Origin of the sequence: Agrobacterium leguminum, from assembly GCF_015704895.1 — a bacterium.
In the GTDB taxonomy this organism is placed as follows: domain Bacteria; phylum Pseudomonadota; class Alphaproteobacteria; order Rhizobiales; family Rhizobiaceae; genus Agrobacterium; species Agrobacterium leguminum.
Genome location: NZ_JADQWB010000009.1, coordinates 44,757 through 61,864 on the forward strand (window position 1 = coordinate 44,757; position 17,108 = coordinate 61,864).

At 57.1% G+C, this 17,108-nt stretch carries 12 protein-coding genes; 5 read left to right on the plus strand and 7 right to left on the minus strand.

The window, feature by feature from the left end; genetic code table 11:
- Genes I3J13_RS14875 through I3J13_RS14885 form a run of 3 tightly spaced genes read left to right on the plus strand, consistent with a single transcriptional unit; the run spans window position 1 to window position 4,646 of the window.
- Window positions 1-570, plus strand: a complete 570-nt coding sequence (locus tag I3J13_RS14875) for an NUDIX hydrolase (protein WP_196379279.1) — start codon at window positions 1-3, stop codon at window positions 568-570.
- Window positions 488-2,578, plus strand: coding sequence for a class I SAM-dependent methyltransferase (locus tag I3J13_RS14880; protein ID WP_196379281.1), 2,091 nt, complete (start codon window positions 488-490; stop codon window positions 2,576-2,578). Before I3J13_RS14875 ends, I3J13_RS14880 begins: the two co-directional genes overlap by 83 nt.
- Window positions 2,553-4,646 carry an NAD(+) synthase gene (locus tag I3J13_RS14885; RefSeq protein ID WP_196379283.1) on the plus strand — a complete coding sequence of 698 codons (2,094 nt, stop codon included), beginning with the start codon at window positions 2,553-2,555 and terminating at the stop codon, window positions 4,644-4,646. The genes I3J13_RS14880 and I3J13_RS14885 overlap by 26 nt, the downstream gene beginning before the upstream one ends.
- 91 nt (window positions 4,647-4,737) lie before the next feature.
- Here the strand turns inward: I3J13_RS14885 and I3J13_RS14890 are convergent, their stop codons facing one another.
- Window positions 4,738-6,168, minus strand: a complete 1,431-nt coding sequence (locus I3J13_RS14890) for a mannose-1-phosphate guanylyltransferase/mannose-6-phosphate isomerase (protein ID WP_196379286.1) — start codon at window positions 6,166-6,168, stop codon at window positions 4,738-4,740.
- A gap of 40 nt (window positions 6,169-6,208) precedes the next feature.
- Entirely contained in the window at window positions 6,209-7,972 is a 1,764-nt protein-coding gene (locus tag I3J13_RS14895) for an ABC transporter transmembrane domain-containing protein (protein ID WP_196379288.1), read from the minus strand.
- Between the two features lie 463 nt (window positions 7,973-8,435).
- On the opposite strand from I3J13_RS14895, the gene I3J13_RS14900 reads away from it, so the two are divergent.
- Entirely contained in the window at window positions 8,436-9,722 is a 1,287-nt protein-coding gene (locus tag I3J13_RS14900; protein WP_196379289.1) for a glycosyltransferase family 4 protein, read from the plus strand.
- 39 nt (window positions 9,723-9,761) lie between these two features.
- Here I3J13_RS14900 and I3J13_RS14905 read toward each other — a convergent pair whose 3' ends face one another.
- From I3J13_RS14905 to I3J13_RS14925, 5 genes are all read right to left on the minus strand, one after another.
- Window positions 9,762-10,658: a MurR/RpiR family transcriptional regulator gene (locus tag I3J13_RS14905; RefSeq protein ID WP_059758651.1), complete on the minus strand. Its 897-nt coding sequence runs from the start codon at window positions 10,656-10,658 to the stop codon at window positions 9,762-9,764.
- A gap of 97 nt (window positions 10,659-10,755) precedes the next feature.
- A complete protein-coding gene (locus I3J13_RS14910) occupies window positions 10,756-11,718 on the minus strand; it encodes an ABC transporter substrate-binding protein (protein WP_196379291.1) in 963 nt (320 codons plus the stop codon).
- 7 nt (window positions 11,719-11,725) lie between these two features.
- Entirely contained in the window at window positions 11,726-12,766 is a 1,041-nt protein-coding gene (locus tag I3J13_RS14915) for a FecCD family ABC transporter permease (RefSeq protein WP_196379293.1), read from the minus strand.
- Complete coding sequence (locus tag I3J13_RS14920; RefSeq protein WP_196379294.1) at window positions 12,763-13,809, minus strand: FecCD family ABC transporter permease; 1,047 nt, start codon at window positions 13,807-13,809, stop codon at window positions 12,763-12,765. The genes I3J13_RS14915 and I3J13_RS14920 overlap by 4 nt, the downstream gene beginning before the upstream one ends.
- The gene (locus I3J13_RS14925) at window positions 13,806-14,618 is read right to left on the minus strand and encodes an ABC transporter ATP-binding protein (RefSeq protein ID WP_196379295.1); all 813 of its coding nucleotides are present in this window, start codon (window positions 14,616-14,618) and stop codon (window positions 13,806-13,808) included. Before I3J13_RS14925 ends, I3J13_RS14920 begins: the two co-directional genes overlap by 4 nt.
- A 282-nt stretch (window positions 14,619-14,900) precedes the next feature.
- On the opposite strand from I3J13_RS14925, the gene I3J13_RS14930 reads away from it, so the two are divergent.
- A complete protein-coding gene (locus I3J13_RS14930) occupies window positions 14,901-17,072 on the plus strand; it encodes a TonB-dependent siderophore receptor (RefSeq protein WP_196379296.1) in 2,172 nt (723 codons plus the stop codon).
- The last annotated feature ends 36 nt before the right edge of the window (window positions 17,073-17,108 follow it).

Consider the following 17,108-nt stretch of genomic DNA (forward strand, 5'->3'; position numbering starts at 1 on the left):
ATGAGTTCAAATGGTGTCATTAGCAATGCAGCGCCCTGGAAGGTGGTTAAAACTCACACCGTTCATGATGCGCCACCATATTTAAAGCTCTCAGTGGAAACAGTTGAGCTACCGGATGGCCGCATTGTCGACGACTATCACCAAGTTCACTTGCCTGATTATTCGATAGCCGTGCCAATTCTGGCGGACGGCAGTATTTTAACGTTGTGGCAATATAAGCACGGCGCACGCTGTTATTCCATGACCTTTCCGGCTGGCCATGTGGAGCCCGGTGAAGATGCCGTCGAGGCTATGCTCCGGGAGTTGCGAGAAGAGACTGGTTATGTTGCGGAGCAGGCAATTGGCTTTGGCAGTTATACCGTCAGCGGTAATCAGGGCTGCGGGCGTGCGCATCTTTTTGCCCTGACGGGTTGTCGTCCTGTTGGCGTCGCTGATCATGACGATCTTGAAACTTTTGATCTCAAAGTTATGACAGTGGAGGAAATAAATGCGGCGATCGATCAGGGACATTGTACAATCCTTCCTCAGCTCGCCGTCTGGCTCGCGACCCGAGCACACTTCGGATTTTGAACAGCAACGCCCCGCCGAATCTCAACCGGGTCTGGATGTTGAAGCTTCGGCCCCTGCTATCCAGCTCGATCTGGCTCCGATCTGGACGATGGTTCCCGAGGCGGAGCCAATTCGGCTCGGTTCCTATTACGCGCATATGCGAGGCTACTATCCCTATTGTGAGATGCAGACAAAACGGTGGTGTGTCCGCAATATCGGTCGCGATTGGCGTATTTTTGATGTCGGGGGCAATATCGGTTATTACTCCGCCCTTTTTGGCCGTTGTGCGCCGGAAGGTTTTGTCGTCGCGTTCGAGCCGACCGAAACACATCGGATGCTCAGGCATAATCTCGAGCTTAATGGGATTTCAAATGTCGAAGTCCGGCAGATCGCTATGGGAGAGACGGAAGGCAACCGTCGAGATGCGATATTCCGCGTATGGGGCAGTCCCGCGGAGGTAGAGGAGTTTCCTTTCTCGACAGTGGACGCGGAAATGCAGCGTCTGGAGTGGGACAGGCTTGATCTTCTTAAGGTTGATGTCGACAGTTTCGATCTCGAAGTGTTGAAAGGGTCTCTTCAGACACTCGATAAATTTAACCCTTGGGTTCTTGTGGAGCTCAACCACGCGTTGGCGGAAAGAAAGCAGAGCGTCTCGCAGGCACTCGAGTGGTTGGCATCAGTCGGCTATCACGAGGCTCTCGTGATGGATGGCGAAAATTTCCTCTTGCGTCGTCCTGAAGGCGTACCCGTTGCCGTTGATGGTCTGAGGCTTATACATGAACGGGAACCTGTCTATGTTTCGCCTGTTCTTGTCGCGACGGCTGCATCAGCGGCTGACGTTGCTGCTACATTCGAGCCGGCTGGCGCGGGTGTTGTGGATGAGGAAACTGGTGATCTGATTATTGATGCACCTGCCTGGGGTTATGGCCTGATCTGGAAAGTGCAACCAGTTTGTGAAGGACCGGCAATCGTGCGCCTGTCGGTCGGCGTGTCCGGCGCAGATATTGGAGTTCTTTGCGTAAGAGAAGGTTTTTCAGAACTCATCGGATCGGAAGCTTTTGTGCTCCCAGGTGGGGAAACGACCGTTGCTATAGCTCTTGATAACGTTGAGGACCTGCGCGGTATTGTTGTCAGAAAGGGTCCTACGCTGCCAGGCGTGGCAAGAGTACGTTTCAGTGAGCCAGTTGTGCTGCAAGCCGAAGCTCGGCGCAACACGACACCGTCGCCTTCGATGAATCCTTTACAAAAAGAGATCGCCTTAAGTGAGGCCGCCAACGGTCTCCCCTCATTGAGTTTCGATGTGCCTGAAGACAAACTCGAAATTGTTGACGCTCATATGTTGGGAGAACGCCTCGGTTTGCATTGCTCGTTCCGTGCTCCGATAAACCTCGTTAACATGCCGCTCACGCAGTTTCGTATGGAAGTGCATGATGCGAAGGTGTTGCAGCAACTCTACCGTGCCTTTCGCCCAAAGCATCACCTCGAATTTGGAACCTGGGAGGGGTTTGGTGCGCGGCTTTGCTTACAGCATTCCGAAGCACACGTGTGGACACTCAATCTTCCCGAAGGGGAAAAAGATGCCGAGGGGCGTTCTTTGTATTCAGACGCATCGGGCATTACGGATGGTGGAAATCGAATAGGACGCCTTTATCGCGAAGCAGGACTGGCTTCACGGGTCACGCAGCTGCTGATGGACAGCAGAGAGTTCGATACCTCGGCTTTCGATAGCGATTTCTTCGACACCGTCCTGATCGACGGCGGTCACACGGCTGATGTCGTGGCCAACGACACTGAAAAGGCCTTGCAGGTGGTTCGGCCCGGCGGGCTTGTCATGTGGCATGATTTTTGTCCGGATCCTTCGATCCTGGCGGAGCAAATTGCTGCGCAGGGCGTCGTCGAAGCGGTTTTGCGGAATTGGAAACAATGGCGCCCGCGTTTTTCCTCCTTATTTTGGGTGCGCCCCTCCTGGCTTCTCATCGGAGTGGTTGCTGATGGCGGCGTGAATGCAAGTGAACACAATGATGCGTAATAAACAGGTTACATCCACGACTTTCGCTTCGGCTTACGCGCAGGGCTTTCTTCGTTGTGCCGTCGCGTCACATCTGGTCTCGCCCGCTTCGCCTTTGGCGAATGCTGCAGCCACAATACCGCTATTGGAGGCAGCAGACGAGCAGTCGGTTGGTCTTCTTGTCCTCCCCGAGCTCGGCTTGACCGGTTATTCGATTGATGATCTGCTGCATCAGCAAACGCTGCTTGATGAGACGGAAGCAGCTCTCGAATTGCTGCGGAAGCGCACCGAGACGCTAATGCCTCTGATTCTGGTAGGAATGCCGGTGCGCTGGCAGGGGCACCTTCTTAATTGCGCGGTTGTGCTGCACCGCGGTCGTCTTTTGGGTATCGTCCCTAAAACCTATCTGCCGAATTATCGCGAATTTTATGAGGCAAGGCACTTCGCATCGGGCGCAATCGTTGAAAGAGGTGCCACGATTGAGCTTTTGGGGACAACGGTTCCGATCGGTACGGACCTCTTATTTGCTGCGCAGGATATAGAGAATTTCGTGCTGGCGATTGAGATTTGCGAGGACGTCTGGGTGCCGACACCACCTTCGTCCCTGGCTGCACTTGCGGGCGCTACTGTTATTGCAAACCTTTCAGCTTCCAATGCAATTATCGGCAAGTCCGCCGAACGTCACGCGTTATGCCGCGTGCAGTCCGCTCGCTGCAATGCCGCATATCTCTATTCCGCGGCAGGATTTGGTGAATCAACCACCGATCTCGCTTGGGACGGCCATGCAATGGTCTATGAAGCTGGAACTCTTTTGGCAGAATCCGAGCGTTTTTCTACCAGAGCCGGCATGATCGTCACGGATATCGACCTTGAACTTCTGGCAGCGGAAAGGTTGCGGAATGGTAGCCTTGTCGCGAATCGGCGCGATCTTGCACCAAAAGATTATCGGCATATCGGTTTTCATCTTCAGCCCTCCGCAAACGATATTGGTTTGCAGCGAAAAATTGCCCGCTTTCCTTTCGTTCCAGATGACAAAAGCCAGCTTGATGCTCTCTGCGAGGAGGCTTTTCAGATACAGTCTCAAGGCCTTGCCCGTCGTTTGAGGGCCAGTGGCATCGAACGCGTTGTCATAGGCGTTTCCGGAGGATTGGATAGTTCTCACGCCCTTCTGGTTGCTCTCCACGCCATGGATTTGTTGAATCTACCTCGTTCCAATGTTCTTGCTTGGACCCTGCCTGCTTTCGCGACAACCAACACCACGAAATCAAATGCGTGGCGCTTGATGCGGGCTTTGGGGGTGACGTCCGACGAAATCGACGTAGGTCCAGCTTCGATGCAGATGTTGAGCGATATTGGCCATCCTGCCGCTAAAGGTGAAAAGATTTACGATATCACCTTTGAAAATGTTCAGGCAGGAGCCCGGACCTCTCTTCTTTTCCGGCTGGCAAACCGGCATAACGCAATTGTCCTTGGCACGGGCGATCTCTCCGAGCTTGCTCTCGGGTGGGCAACATATGGCGTGGGTGATCACATGAGTCACTACAATGTCAATTGCTCGGTTCCTAAAACTCTTATTCAACATCTTATTCGATGGGTGGCGGCGCGCGGTCTTTACGGTGAGGAAGCATCCGAAGTTCTTCGGAATATATTGTCGACCGAAATCAGCCCCGAATTGGTGCCAGGTGATGCAGATGCACCAAGTCAGAAGACTGAAGATTTCGTCGGGCCCTATGCGCTCCAGGACTTCAATCTCTTTTACACGGTACGATATGGAATGAGGCCGTCCAAGATTGCCTTTCTTGCGTGGCACGCCTGGAGGGATGTCAAAATGGGGACCTGGCCACCCGACTTCGCGGATACTGACCGACGGGATTATGACCTGGAGACCATCAGGTCGTGGCTGAGAGTCTTCATAAGGCGCTTTTTTCAAACGAGCCAGTTCAAGCGTAGCGCAGTTCCGAATGGTCCGAAAACCAGCTCCGGTGGCTCTTTGTCTCCGCGGGGGGACTGGCGTATGCCTTCGGACGCATCGGCTGATGCCTGGCTACGTGAACTTGACACGGCGCTTACGCCGCCCCCCAAGGGTTAGAAGGGCGTAGAAGATCGTTCTGCCAGGGCGCGCTGATTTATCGGGGAGGGGAAATCCGGATCGCTGCTTTTATCCGCAGCATATCCGCTAGTCACTTCCTTTTATAATCGTCCTCGATGCGGATGACATCGTCCTCGCCGATATAGGCTCCGGTCTGGATTTCGACCAGTTCGAGCGGAATCTGCCCCTCATTGGCAAGCCGGTGCGGCTGGCCGATCGGGATATAGACCGACTGGTTCTCCGTCAGCAACTTCGTCTCCTCGCCGATCGTCACCGTCGCCGTGCCCTTGACGACGATCCAGTGTTCCGAGCGGTGATAATGTTTCTGGAACGAGATGCGGTGGCCGGGATCGACCGTGATGTGGCCAACCCGGTAACGCTCGTCCACATACATGTGTTCGATATAACCCCAGGGGCGATAGACGCGCTTGTGGCTTTGCGTCTGCGGTGCGTGTTCGCCGTCCTTCAGCGTCTCCACCAGACCCTTCACATCCTGCACCCGGTTTTTCGGCACCACCAGAACCGCATCCTTGGTGGCCACCACCACCATGTCTTTAGCGCCCACCACCGTCGTCAGCAATTGCGTCGAATGGATGAGGCAGCCTTCGGAATCGATGAAGACGCCGTTGCCTTCCAGCGCATTGTCGTTGCCGCGCTTGTCGGCGATCTCCCAGATCGCATCCCAGCTGCCGATATCCGACCAGCGGAAATGGCCATGCACCACCGCCATGCGTTTGGTCTTCTCGATCACCGCATAGTCGATGGAGTTTTTCGGCGAGGCCTCGAAGCTTGCCTGATGCAGGCGCACGAAACCGAGGTCGCTTTCATATTGCTCGACCGCCTGCGTCACCGCTGCCAGGATTTCCGGGGCGAAGGCCTTCAGTTCGGCGATCATCACATCGGAGCGGAACAGGAAGTTGCCGGAATTCCAGAGATAACCCTTTTCCAGATAGGAGATCGCCGTCTTCATATCCGGCTTTTCCACGAAGGCGTCGACGGTGCTGAGGTCTTTTTCGCCATCGATCGCCTCATCCGGCTTGATATAACCGTAGGAGGTGCGCGGTTCGGTCGGCACCAGGCCGAAGACGACGATATTGCCCTGATCGGCGGCTTTTGCGCCAAGCTTCACGGCGTCGGAGAACTTGTCGGCATCGAGCACCACATGATCGGCGGCAAGCGCCAGCACCAGGCATCCGGGCTCGCGGCGCTCGGCCAGCACGGCGGCGGCGGCCATGGCGGCGGCGCTGTCGCGGCGGGCGGGCTCCAGCACCACGGTTGCCGGCAGATCGATCTCTTCGGCCTGACGGCGGGCGAAGAAACGGAAATCCTCATTGGTGATCACCAGCGGCTCGGCATAAAGGCCCTTGTCGCCCACCCGCTGCAGCGTCTGCTGATAGGTCGAAAGATTGCCGACCAGCGGCTGGAACTGCTTGGGCAACTGATCACGCGATACCGGCCAAAGCCTGGAACCAGCACCGCCGGCCAGAAGAACCGGCGTGATCTTTCGAGAGTGTTCCTTCACAACAAAACCTTTCCAACGCGGCTTTATAGATCGGCTAAGTTTAAGCTACATCCGCATCGAACTGAATGCTGTGCAGGCGCTTATAGAGGCCATCCGTCGAGAGCAATTCACGGCGGCTACCTTGTTCTACAACTTCGCCATTGTCCATAACGACGATCTTGTCTGCCCGGTTAATTGTGGAAAGACGATGAGCGATTACGATTGATGTCTTGTTGAACGTGAGGCGCTCCAGAGCATCTCGGACAAGCGCTTCGGACTCGGAATCCAGGGCACTTGTCGCCTCGTCAAGGATCAAAATATCCGCGTTTCTAAGCATGGCTCGCGCGATCGCGACGCGCTGCCGCTGACCGCCGGACAGACCGGAGCCGTTTTCACCAAGCTTGGTATCGTAACCCTCGGGCATTTTCATGATAAAGTCGTGTGCATTGGCGGCCTTGGCCGCAGCAACGATTTCCTCTTCCGTAGCGTTGTCACGACCGACGGAAATATTGTGCTTTACAGTGCCGGAAAACAGGAATGTTTCCTGACCCACATAGGATACATGCTCACGCAGACTCGCGAAGGACACGTCGCGCAAATCCATGCCGTTGATCTCAACCAATCCATTTTGCGGGTCATAGAGGCGCATAATCAGATTTATAATTGTGGATTTGCCGCTTCCTGAAGGCCCAACGAGTGCCGTCATCTTGCCCCCTTCGAAAAGGACACTGACGTCTTTCAAAACCGGCTGGCCGGAAACGTATTCGAAGCCAACATTTTTCAACTCCACATCGCCGCTTGCTTTTGGCAGCGGTGCGGCGTCGCTTTTCTCGCTTAAAGTCAGTGGAGCATCGAGAACCTCAAACATCATACGCACACCGATCATGCCACTTTCGATCTGGACGCGCATGCGTGCAAGACGCTTTGCCGGTTCATAAGCAAGTAGCAGGGCAGTGATGAAGGCCATCAAGTCGCCCGGAGAACCGCCTTTTTCAAGGACTGTATAGCCGGAAACGGCGATGACAACTGCAATCGCCAGGCCAGAGAGCGTCTCCATGATCGGGCTTGTCGCCGCTTCAAGTTTCGCTATGCCGTTTGCGCGATGCTCGACATCCGATACCGCTTTGTCCATGCGTTGGCGCATCAGCTTCTCGAGCGAGAACGCCTTGATAACGCGCACGCCTATGCTGGTCTCCTGCACGACATTGACGATTTCGCCCAACGAGGCAAGTTCCGCCTCCATGATTTTGCGGACGCGCCGCAAAACAAGGCGAACACTGAAAATCGCAAGAGGACCGATAATCATTGAGATCGCACTCAGAAGAAAGTTCTGGGCAAACATCACGATTATGAGTCCGATAAGCGAAAAGAGATCACGAACAAACGACGTTACAATCGTGTCGATGACGCTCCGCGCAGCCTGGGCGTTATAGGTGACGCGAATGAGTAGCTCGGAGGACGGCAAGTTCTGAAAAAAAGAAACCCCCTGTTTCAGAAGCCGGTCGTAAATCTTGCGCTGTTGCTCCGCTACGATGCTATTACCAGCCTTGCTTAGATAATAGCTCTGCACGAAGGTGGCCAGCCCCTTGACGATGAAGATCGCGGCAACCGCGAACGCAATCTCAAGAACGACATCGAAGCCACGCTTCAGGTAAACGCTGTTAACGATATCGCGCATGATCCAGGCGCTAAGGGATGTCGTTGCGGCAACGACAACCATGGCCGCGATTGCCATCGAGTACCAGCCAACATGCTTCTTGAAGTTCTCTTTGAACAGTCGTACCAGCAGCTTCTTGTCGTTTTGCGACAAAAATGATCCGATCACAGCGATATTCCTATTTGGTGCAAAAACTGCAGTTGGCGAGTGTTATCACGTCAGGCAAACAAACCCAAATCAGCGGCGTGATGTTCTGTGTAACGCTCATATATGATACGCCCAAGTTTCATATTCAGAAAACTCTAAGCTTAACACCGGTTCCAAGTGCCGCGGCACGTCTAATCCGAAATTGGTGTAGTGCACTTAAATGGGTGATCGTTAAGTGTCAATCTCCCTCCGGTGGTGGTGCCCAAAGCTGCGCACAAGATGTGAGTAGTTTTTGGATTGGTTGTTGTTGCGAAACATCTAGTTTTGCACAGCCAGAAGGTTCTTGCCGTTGACAAGTGCGCTGTTCGAAATCTATATCCCGAACTAAGTGGTGGGCGATCGACAATGGCGCGGCATATAAGCCCGTAAGCTTTTGCAATCCAATGTTTTTTATGACGGATATGTCCGTCAGGCAGGACGGTAAATGCCCCAAGTTTTTTTTGATCTGTCGGAACTGTTCCTGAATTCAGGAGTGAAATTCAAATATTACGGAATTGCAAGAACGGTGATGGAGGTCGCCTATGAGCTGACCCTGACGGACAAGTCCGTAAGATATGTCATTTATTCGCCATTGCATCGTCGTTTTTTTGAGGTGTTTCCGCGCACGGGTGACGCATCGCCAACGGGTGTTCTGGATCCGAACGTTCCTTCAAGCGCGACCCCTCTGCGCCTGCGACAGAACCTTTTCGACACGAATTTTCTGAAGTCTCTGTTCTACGGTGTTGTGCGCACAATAGTTGAGCATCGCAATCGCAAACGCTGGGCAACTATTCCGACAGGGGCCGTCCGAGAGGTCGACCTGGACGGACAGATTCTGGTCTCGCTAGGAAGGCCGAAAATCATGTCCGATTACCTCATGGCATTGAACCAACGCGGTGAAAAAGCCATCTTTATTCCGATGCTCCATGATATGATCCCGTTGCATGATTTCACACATCGGAATCAATTTTCATTTCCGCGGAATTTCATTCACGATAACAAGGTCGCTATCGCGGCATCCGCACTGATTTTGACGAATTCTGAATTTACGGCGCGGGAGGTAGCGCATTTTTCAAATGTTGGCACATTGCCGCCAGTACCCGATGTGGTGGCTGTACCGCTTTGCAACGAGCTTCGTCAGACAGTTGAACCGATAAACAAGAAACCACCTCAAGATCGTTACCTGCTGGGCGTTGGCATTTACAACGGCCGCAAAAACTTGGAGTGCGTTGTTGAGGCCATGCTGGCATTGCGGGAATCCGGTGTTATTCCGCCCGCACTGGTGTTAGCTGGCGCGAGGCGGAAAAGGGTTGAAAAATTTTTAAAGCAAGAGAAGTTCCGGCCAATAGCCGACAAATTTCACTTTGTGCTTAATCCCAATCAGGCGGAATTACGTTTACTCTACGAAAATGCCTATGGTTTGGTCTTGCCGAGCAGGATGGAAGGATGGGGTCTGCCGATCAGTGAGGCTCTATGGTGCGGGACGCCGGCGTTTGCGGCGGATGTGCCTGCCTTGCGTGAGGCAGGTGGAACGCTTGCGCTTTACTTCGACCCGGAAAAACCTGAGGAATTGGCGAGTCTGGTTCGCAAACTCTTGTTGGAGCCGGGTGAATACGCTTCTCTGAAAGCGAAGATTGCTGAATTTAAGCCGCAAATGCGAACATGGCGAAACGTTGCATCAGACATACTTAATGCAATACAACATAGCAACAAAATGAGGATGCCGACTTAAGGGCACATCGACATTCTGAGCTTGATAGTGTCGCTGAATTTACACCCGCTTATGCGGCCTGATCGACGTCCTCAGTTCCACCAGCCGCTCCAGCGTCTCAAGGCTTCGCTCGGGGCAGGCGGCGGAGAGGGCGAGGGCCATGGTTTCCATGGCGATGAAGGTGGGGGCGTGGAGCGCCACGCCTTCGTTTTTGGCGCGGGGCAGGAAGAGGCTGGCGTTGGCGTGTTTTTTGAGCACGCTGTCTTCCTGGCCGAGCAGCATGATGATCGGGATGTCGAGGCGGCCGGCCTCGGCTATGGCGGTCTGGGCCTCGCGGTGGGCGCGGCCGTGCAGGAGCATGATGAGGACGTGGCCGTTTTCAAGTTCGAGCAACTGTTCGGCAAGCGCGATGCCGGTGGCGTTGAGCGCATAGGAATGGACGCCCGAGCGTTGGAACAGCCTTGCGGCATAGGTGGCGATGATGCCGGATGCGCCGATGCCGAGCACGCCGATGCCGCGCGCTTGCGAAAGAAGCCGCACGGCCGCCGCCATGGCTTCGCGGTTTTCTGCGCTTGAAAGCATCTCCAGCGTGTTTTTCTGATTGTCGAGCACGAAATCTATCGCTGCATCGCAGTTGCCGGATATGGATTTTGTCGTTGCCGCCATTTTTTCGACGGGCGAATCCGTCACGCCCAGATAGGCCTCCAGCGTTTCCTTGAGATCGACCAGCCCCTGAAAGCCGAGCGCCTGTATGGCGCGGATGACGGTCGCATCGGATGTATTGGTCTCGAAGCCGATTTCCAGTGCCGATTTGGCGAGAACGGCATGGCGGTGGCCATCAATATATTCGGCAACGGCAAGCAGGCCCGGCGACAGGCGGTCGCGGCGCTTGCGCAGCTGCTCGCCGAAACGGTCGGTGCGCCGAAGCCTTGATGTATGCGTTTCGCCAGCCGACATGAATTCTTCCGTGAAGCTGAGTTTTCTACTCCTCTTCACGAATTAGCAGCGCGCCAAGCCGGGAGGCAAGCGCTTTTGTCTGTAGTGGTCGTTGCCGTCACTTTTCGTGCGCTGGCCGCACCGTCAAATGGGACTGGACGGCGGAGACCATGAGGCTGAGTGCGGCATAGGAGTTGGAAATCGCTTCCTCGCGCGGCAGGAGGATGTACCGACCGTTGCGGCAGGCCTGAAGAAAGTTGCAGAAGCCCGGCATCACGGCTTCCATCATGTCGATTTCCGCCTGCGGCGAAGCGCCGGTATCGGAGCGATAGGGATCGAAGATGATATCGGCATCGAGTTCCGGCAGGCGTTCGGCGCTGATTTCGATACGGTCGCCTTCCGGAATGGCGTCGATGATGGCGGGGAAACGAAACCCCGCGTCCCGCAGCACGCGCCCGAGCGCCCGATAGGTGTGGTAGACGCTGATCTTGCCGTTGAGCGGCTGGAACACTGAAACGGTGGTGCTGCCGGTATCGACCGAAGCCTTCAGCGCTTCGATCTGCGCGCGGTAGCGCCGGTCCAGCACGGCCAGACGATCCTGCGTGCCGGTGAGTTCGGCCAGCACCTTGTAAATATGCGGTGCGCCGTCTTTGGTATTGTCGATGGCGACGGTGGGGGCGATCTGCGCCAGTTTTTCAACGGGGGTGGGGCGATCCGGTTCGGTCAGGATGAGATCGGGCTTGAGGGCGATAATCGCCTCCAGATCGGCATTGATGGAGCCGATATAGGCGATGTCGCTATTGTCGAAATCAACACCGGTCAGAATGGCGCTGGAGCGCAGATAGGGTTTGCCGTCCACTCCCATGCGGCCGTGGCTGCCCACCGGCGTCACGCCTAGCTCGATCAGCGGAATGGTGAGGTCGATATCGTGTAAGGTCACGATGCGCTTCGGCTTTGCCGGAATGGAAATGCTGCGACCGAGGTCGTCGGTAAAGCTTCGGCTGGCCTCTTCGGCCTGAGCCGTGGCTGTGCCGAGGAGAAAAGCGGCGGCCGGGAGAAGGGCGAGAAGTGTTTTGCGCATGGGGGACCTATAGGCGATGCCGGTGAAACCAGAGAAGGGCAAGGAGCGTGGGTGCGCCGACGGCGGAAAGAACGAGGCCGGTCGGCAGCTCCAGCGGTGAAAAGGCGGTTCGGGCGATGGTGTCGGACGCTGCGACCAGAGTTGCGCCTGTCAGGCCTGCACCCATGACAAGCCCCGGATAGGAGCCGCCGGGCAACAGAAGCCGGGCGATATGCGGCCCGATCAGGCCGACAAAACCGATGCTGCCGGTGAAGGAAACGCAGGATGCGGTGAGGCTGACGGCAAGCGTGACATGAAGCACCGAAAGGAGGCGGTTATGAACGCCAAGCGCCGTCGCCGCATGATCGCCGAGCGCCTGCACGTCGGCGGCGCGCGCCGTCAACAGCAGCAGGCCAAGGGCGATGACGAGGATGACGGAGAGGATTGAAACGGCGGTCCAGCTTGCGCCCTGCAGGTTGCCGGCCATCCAGATCATCGCTGTCTGCAAATTGCGAATATCGAGCGATGCCATGAGGATAAGAAGCAATGCTGATAAAAACCATGAAAAGCCGATGCCGGTCAGCACGAAGCGCAGGCGCGAGGTTGCGCCGGAGAGCGTCAGAACGATTGCGGCACTTGCCATGCCGCCGACAATGCCCGCGACGGGGCGCAACATGACCGGCAGGGAAGGCAGCAGGAACAGGCAGCCCAGCACGGCAAGGGACGCACCTTCGCGCACGCCGAGCAGGCCGGGATCGGCAAGGCCGTTGCGGGTCGTGGCCTGCATGATGGCGCCGGCAATGCCAAGCATGGCGCCGGTCACCATCGCAAGCGCCAGACGCGAGAGCCGGAAGTCGAGAACCACGACCGCGTCGGTCATGGCGGCATCGGTGTTGGTTGCGGTGACAAGCGACCACAGGGCGGAGGCGGGGATATGCTGGCTGCCGGCGGTGAGAGACCACAGGGCGACAAGCAGGAGGCAGAGGAAAAGCGCCAGCAGAATGGCGAGCCGCGACGGCATGAAACGGAGGGAAAAGCGTCCCAGTCGGACAACCTGGTAACGGTTCATTTCAGCACCCTGCGCACCAGCCAGAGAAAGACCGGCGCGCCGACAAGGCCGGTCATTGCGCCCGTGGGCAGTTCTTTCGGCAGGAGAATGAGGCGGGCGGCGAGATCGGCGGCGATCACGAGAACCGCGCCGCCGAGTGCTGCGATGGGTATGGCAAGCAGAAGCCGCCCCGTTTTCAGGCGCGCGACGAGCGGCGGCACCACCAGACCGACGAAGCCGATGGGACCGACGACGGCGATGGCCGCGCCGCAGAACAGCGATATGGACACAAGCGCCAGAAGCCGGGTCGAACGGATCGGCACACCGAGTGCTGCGGCAGCGCTCTCGCCCAGCCCCAGAAGATCGAGCCGGGGGGCGACGGCGAAAGCGAGGATGAGCGCGATCGCGCCCGCGGGCAGGGCGGCGGCGATGGTTGCCATGGAAACGCCGGCCGTATCGCCCACCAGCCAGAAACGCATCTGCTGCAATGTTTCTTCATTGAGAATGAGGGTGGCGGAGGTGAGGGTTGCCGCAAGCGTGGAAAGCGCAATGCCGCAAAAGACGAGTTTTGCCGGTGTCAGCCCCTGCCGACCGGCGGAAGCAAGGAGAAGCACGAGCGAGAAGCTGATGCCCGCGCCCGTCGCCGCCAGCAATGGGCGGCACAGCGGCGTTGCGATAAGCCCGAGCGGCATCACTGTCGCCAGAACGACGGCAAGGCTTGCCCCGGCATTCAACCCCAGAATATGCGGCTCGCCGAGCGGATTTCGAAGCAGGGTTTGCAGCAGAAGCCCCGCTGTTCCAAGGCAGGCCCCGGCCTGCATTGCAGCCAGCAGACGCGGCAGGCGCAGGCGCATCAAAACCTGCTGGTCGAAATTGCGGGCGTCATAAGCGAATATCAGGTCTTGCAGAACGTGCGGCGCAATGGGGCGCGGGCCGGTGGCCATATGCGCCAGCACCAGAAGCAGCATGGTGAGCAGCAGGAGAAGTGCTGCCGCTAGTGTGCGGCCATAGGCTCGCTCTCTAAGGGCAAGGGTGTTTGCGCTGCTGGTGCCGTTAAGGTTCATGCCGCGCCGGCCCGTCCGGGCAGGGGAAGAAATACCGGCCGTGCCGTGACCGGATGCGTGAGTTGGGCAACTGCCATGTCGAATACGTCGGCAATGATGCCGGCATCGCACGCCGCCGCCGTTTCCAGCCGGTGCCGCAGCCGCCCGTCCTTCAGGAAAATCAGGTGATCGGCATATTGCAGGGCAAGATTGATGTCATGCAGCACCGCCACGATCGTGCGGTTATGGCGGCTGACGAGGCCCGCCAGCATGTCCAGCACCTCTATCTGGTGGTGCAGATCGAGAAAGGTGGTCGGCTCGTCGAGAAGAATTATATCCGTCTGTTGCGCCAGCGCCATGGCGATCCAGGCGCGCTGGCGCTGGCCGCCGGAAAGGCTGTCGACTGCTCGATCCGCCAGTTCGGACATGCCGGTCACGGACAGCGCCTCTTCCACCGCGCGGGCGTCTTCCTCGCTCCATTGCTTCAGAAATCCCTGATGCGGGTAACGGCCACGGGAGACGAGATCGAAAACCGAAAGCCCCTCCGGCGTATGGTTCTGCTGCGCCAGCATACCGAGCTTTTTCGCCACCTCCTTGGTCGGGTGGCGGAAGATATCGCTGCCGTTGAGAAGAATATGGCCCCGCGCGGGCCGGTGCAGGCGGGCAAGCGCGCAGAGAAGCGTGGATTTTCCAGAGCCGTTCGGGCCAAGCAGAACGGTGAAGCGGTTCGGTGCGACATCGATGGACATATCCGCAAGCACCGGCGTGTCGCCATAGGCGAGCTCGATTGCCTGCGCCGCAAGGCCTGTATCCGTGCTTATGGGTATCATGCCGTCGTTCAAATTCGTCACCGTCTGAATGCGTTGCCACCAGAATTATTGATGACTGTAGTAGTCAAGTATATAGCGTTCGAAAAAGCGGTTTTTGCCGGTCGATTTGAACAAAAAGCGGCTGTCATGGGCTGAAATGACACGCCAGGAAGCGCGAATGCACCCTTCGGTGCCGACGTTTTGCCGCGCTGAAGCGGAAATAAAGTTGACTACTACATTCATCAATTGAAAGAGCGGTGCATCGTCGCGATGACGATTTGGGACAGCCGGGGACAAGACAGGATGCATGACGGTTCGATGATCATTGGGGTGCGCTCGCGGGCGCTGCTGGCGTTTCTTCTGGCCGGGGTCGCCCTGCCTGCTTATGCGCAGGAGAGTGCGGCACCGAAGAAAAATGCCGACGGGACGACCGTGCTCGAAACCATAACCGTCAATGCCGAGGTTAAAAAAGGCGCGCGCGGCTATCAGCCGGTGACGACGGGCACGGCGACCCGCACCGAGACGCCGCTCCTCGACATTCCGCAATCGGTCAATGTGGTGACGGCCGAGGTGCTGCGCGACCAGCAGGCGCGTTCGCTGGACGAAGCGCTGGCCAATGTCAGCGGCGTCACCCAGGCAAATACGCTCGGCGGCACGCAGGATGCCGTCATCCGCCGTGGTTTCGGCGACAATCGCGACGGCTCCATTCTCGTCAACGGGCTGAAGACGGCCTTGCCGCATTCCTTCAACGATACTGTCGAGCGGGTGGAAGTGCTGAAGGGGCCTGCCTCCACGCTTTATGGTATCCTCGATCCCGGCGGCATGGTGAATGTCGTGACGAAGAAGCCGGAGGACACGTTCACGGCGGAAGCCTATTCGCGCTTTTCCGCTTATGGGGCGGGCAAGTATGGCACATCAGGCGGTTTCGATGTGACCGGCCCGATTGCGGGTACGGATTTTTCCTATCGCCTGATCGGCGAGGGGGAAAACAGCGATTACTGGCGTAATTTCGGTGAGAAAAAGAACTGGCTGATCGCGCCTTCGCTGAAATGGAGCGGCGAGGACACCGATATTACGGTTTCCTATATGCATGAGGACTACAGCGTGCCGTTCGATCGCGGCACGATCTTCGATCCGGCGACCGGCAAGGCGATCAATGTCAGCCGCCGCCTGCGCCTTGATGAAGCCTATAATATCACCGACGGCAAATCCGATCTGGCGAGCATCGCCATAGACCGCCAACTCTCCGATGACTGGAAACTGTCGCTGAATTACGCCTATAGCCGCAACGAATATTCGGACAATCAGGCGCGCGTGATGGGCTATAATTCCCGCACCGGGCAGGTGACGCGACGGGCCGATGCGACGCAATATTCCACGATCTACAATCACGCGCTGCGGGCGGATCTGACGGGTGAGGCCGAAATCGGCGGGCTGCGCAACGACCTGCTGTTCGGCGCGTCCTATGACTACAGCGATACCCTGCGCACCGACATGCTTCGATGCGCGAATTCCACGAATTTCAACGTCAACAATCCCGTCTATGGCCGCCTGCCGGTCTGCACCACGGTGAGGGCGGTCGACAGCGACCAGACGGAAGAGCTCTCCACCGCCTCGATCTATATGCAGGACGCCCTGCATCTTAACGATCAATGGATCGCGGTCGGCGGTTTGCGTTACCAGTATTACGATATCTATGCCGGCAAGGGCCGTCCCTTCGTCGTCAATACCGAGAAGGATGGCGGCGAGCTCATTCCCAATGCCGGTCTGGTTTACAAACTCACTCCGAATGCCTCGCTTTACGCCAATGTGGCGAAAACCTTCCGCCCGCAATCATCCATCGGCGCCTATTATGGCGGGCTCGATCCGGAAGAGGGCATTTCTTATGAAGTGGGCGCGAAGTTCGATCTCTTCGCCGGGCTCAACGCCAATATCGCCCTGTTCAATGCCCGCAAGCGCAATGTCGCCTATTCGGAAGATGTCGGCGGTGTCTCGACGGTGAAGGCCGCCGGCCTCGTCCGTTCGCGCGGTGTCGAGGTCGATATTGCCGGCAGCCTGACCGACGATCTCGATCTCATCGCAAGCTATGCCTATACGGATGCGCTGGTGCTCGAAGATCCCACCTATGCCGGCAAGCGCCTGCCGAATGTGGCGCGCCACACCGGCTCGCTCTTCCTTGCCTACGATGTCGGCGAGGTCGGTCCGAACGGCAATACGCTGCGCATCGGCGGCGGCGTCCGGGCGGTGGGTGAGCGCGCGGGCATCAACGACAATTCCTACAATCTGCCGGGTTATGCGGTCTTCGACGCCTTCGCCACCTACACGCTTCAGTTCGAAAAGCCGGTGACGCTGCAGCTCAATCTGAAGAACATCTTCGACAAGACCTATTACACCTCGTCCATCGGCTCCACCAGCTATGCCAATGCCGTGGGCGAGCCCTTCAATGTCAGCCTCACGGCCAGCGTGAAGTTCTGACAACAGCGTTCGACCGGAAAACAATCGCCAGTCATG

Coding starts and splice junctions, on each gene's coding strand:
- I3J13_RS14875 (WP_196379279.1), top strand. CDS start 1: ATGAGTTCAAATGGTGTCATTAGCAATGCAGCGCCCTGGAAGGTGGTT.
- I3J13_RS14880 (WP_196379281.1), top strand. CDS start 488: ATGCGGCGATCGATCAGGGACATTGTACAATCCTTCCTCAGCTCGCCG.
- I3J13_RS14885 (WP_196379283.1), top strand. CDS start 2,553: ATGCAAGTGAACACAATGATGCGTAATAAACAGGTTACATCCACGACT.
- I3J13_RS14900 (WP_196379289.1), top strand. CDS start 8,436: ATGCCCCAAGTTTTTTTTGATCTGTCGGAACTGTTCCTGAATTCAGGA.
- I3J13_RS14905 (WP_059758651.1), bottom strand. CDS start 10,658: ATGTCGGCTGGCGAAACGCATACATCAAGGCTTCGGCGCACCGACCGT.
- I3J13_RS14910 (WP_196379291.1), bottom strand. CDS start 11,718: ATGCGCAAAACACTTCTCGCCCTTCTCCCGGCCGCCGCTTTTCTCCTC.
- I3J13_RS14915 (WP_196379293.1), bottom strand. CDS start 12,766: ATGAACCGTTACCAGGTTGTCCGACTGGGACGCTTTTCCCTCCGTTTC.
- I3J13_RS14920 (WP_196379294.1), bottom strand. CDS start 13,809: ATGAACCTTAACGGCACCAGCAGCGCAAACACCCTTGCCCTTAGAGAG.
- I3J13_RS14925 (WP_196379295.1), bottom strand. CDS start 14,618: ATGATACCCATAAGCACGGATACAGGCCTTGCGGCGCAGGCAATCGAG.
- I3J13_RS14930 (WP_196379296.1), top strand. CDS start 14,901: ATGCATGACGGTTCGATGATCATTGGGGTGCGCTCGCGGGCGCTGCTG.